The organism is uncultured Sunxiuqinia sp., from assembly GCF_963974515.1.
Taxonomy (GTDB): Bacteria; Bacteroidota; Bacteroidia; order Bacteroidales; family Prolixibacteraceae; genus Sunxiuqinia.
On the sequence record NZ_CAXBDD010000208.1, the window covers coordinates 1 to 2,694 of the forward strand.

General features: G+C 47.8%; 2 protein-coding genes. Both read right to left on the bottom strand.

The genetic code is table 11. From position 1 onward, the window contains the following. On the bottom strand, nucleotides 1-806 hold an 806-nt coding region (locus tag AAC033_RS18930; protein ID WP_339741112.1), incomplete at its 3' end, for a hypothetical protein. Nucleotides 807-824: 18 nt separating this feature from the next. Beyond that, the coding region (locus tag AAC033_RS18935; RefSeq protein ID WP_339741113.1) for a heparinase II/III family protein at nucleotides 825-2,694 on the bottom strand (1,870 nt) is incomplete at its 5' end.

A 2,694-nucleotide genomic window follows, 5' to 3' on the forward strand; every position in this document is an offset into this window, starting at 1 on the left:
TAAACGGCCCATTCCACAAAAGCATCGGCATAACTCAGGCCGTAGGAAAGGGTATTGTTTACGCCATCGGTCCGGTGATGAAAACTGTTGCCGTACTGGATTCCACGACCACCAGCCCCCCGGTTGGCGAAGCCGCCTGTATGCAACCGGTAGGTATAGCCATAATTACTTCCAATCCACTCCACATACTTTATTTCATTTTCAATGACCTCAATGACCTTGTCGAACGTTTCCCTGTCGCCAATAAAAAGCATGTTTTTAGCTTGAATACCAGCAATTTTAATGCGGTCGCCGCCAGGTCTGGCCCCTGGTGCATCGATATGAGCCCGGCCAATGATCGGCTTTGCTTTTTCAACCAAGTCTTCCGAAATTTGGTCGCCAACAAGCAACATCACATGGACCAGGTCGTTGGGAGTACCAATTTGGTTGTTCCACCAGTTATCGCAGATATAATCATGGTCGACCCAGTTTTTGAGTGCCAATTCAAGAGCATTCTTAACTTTTCGGTTTTTATGAAATTTCGATAATCTGGAGTTGTAAGCCCTTGCCAGCGTGACCAAATTGGCCGAGTGGCGACTGTGTTGAAACCCTTCACGCGAAACATCTTGATAGTCGATGCCAGGCCAAGTACCGTTTGCCTGCAACGAATTCACAAGATTTTCAACGGATTCATCATTTACAGGAGATTCCGTCAAAGATTCCAGCACGCGCTTTTTTATGATCTCAAAATCGGTGGAGACGCAAATCCCAGATGTGGTAATCCCGGAAAGGATCGTAAAGAGGAGTAATGTCAAGTACGTTCGCATTCTTTGTTAGTTTTATGCTTAATTTTCTGAAAGCCTTACTTTTATATTTATATTTCCCTCAACAACAGTCCATGCCGGAATCCGGATTTCGAGACGTTTCAGGCCTTCAATCTGTCGGTCGAGCTCCAGCGGAGCCGGGTCAAGCGAAACAACCGAAATCATTAGTCCGGGATGCGATTGGTTTTCAAGTTTCAACGTTTGCCCGTCCTGTTTCAGGATTGCTCCGCCATCAACGATTTCCACATCGGCAGTTGTCATCATCTGCCAGGTAATTAGTTTCGTGTTGTCGTTGGTTATAATGTTATCTTCAATAAGAATCGAAGTTGGGCTATCCTTCACAAATTTCCGTGTCGCATTTGAAACCAAATTACCCAGAGTTGCTGACATGTCAAATATAGCTTCAGGCTGTTCACCGGTTTTGAGATCAGCTAAAGTCACCAAGCCTTCGGTGCGGTGCAACGAATCGTTGATGGTGATGGTACTGTGCCCGTAATTGTTCTTAGTCAGCAGGGTCCAGCGCTCGCAGGTCTGGCAGCGGCCCCATAAATCGAATCCTGTTTTTTCCAATTCATTATAACTCTGATTTCCCGGATCGATGGACCAGCGCACGCCGTTCAATTCAAAAATAAACGAGCCGCCATCCATATTGCCGTGGTTTACCATTCCGCGGCCCCCTTTACCGCCGAAGTAATAGTGGTGTGGGTCATTTTTTCCACCGGTAAAAATAACGATGGGATTGGCACCTTCGCCTTTCCATACTATTGGGATTTTTTCTTCTCCCTTTTCTTCATATTGGGCCAGCCAAACCAAAGCCGCACCTGCAAGCCGTGACAGTTTTCCCATTTCTTCGGCAGGCATTAAGAACCGTTCTTTTTCGAAAAAGGAAGCGTTTCCCGTTTTGGCGCCAAACCAGGCAAGGGTAATGTCCCCCTGTGCCCCCCGCCTGTCGCCGCAATCGGCAAAATTGTAATACCACCCTGACGGGGCGTTCATCAACACCCGAAACACAGCACTCTCTTTAAAAGCCGGGTATTCAAAATGACCAAAGTCGCTTCCGAATGCACTTTCGAGCATAGCGGCAGTGGTAACTGAAAAACCGGTCCCATAACTCCAGTAAGTTGAACCTTCTGGGTAGACACCATCGGGGCCGTACTCAACCAACGCATGCGGTAAGCCTTCCAAAGCCCGGTGGATCGTTTTTGCGGCAAGTTCCGGTTCTTCTTCGGCAATCACAATAGACGCGGCAATCATGCCGCCATTGCAAACCTGGTTCCAGTTATTGGTTCCATAAGCCCAGCTGGGATTTTTCCCGTTCTCCGGCCAGCTTGGCATGATTCCCTTCTCAATCAAAGCCGTTTTTGCCAATCTGATGGTCGACCCGGGTAGGTCGCCTGCTGTCCAGTCAACGGCGATAGCCACCGCCATCGCCATTTCCGCCACATCGAGGTAGTGCGATGGATTCCAATCCGAAAAATTACAAACGGCAACCACTTCATCGTTGATTCGCTGCAAAACCTTCGGGTCTTTATCGATCCGGTAAACCATTCCCAGCATGTTCATGCGGTAAAGCATTTCACGGGACACCGACAATAGCCGCCGGCCAGTCTTGATTCGCTCCAAAAGGGGCTCGTCATGGATTTCAGCTGCATTCAACTGGATAGCCTTGTACATATTCTGAATGACCGGGTCGGCTTTCAGCTTATTTCTGAGATTCCTTTCAGTTTTGGCGTTTAAAACCAAGCGTGGTTGCGATTTGCGAAGATTCTTTTTCAGGTACTGAACGGACATGGGATTGTCCAATGCCGGAATTCCAGACTCATTGGAACTGGAATATTTCTCACTAGCTTGTGTGATGATCGTTATAAAAAACAGCATGCACACCAAGCCG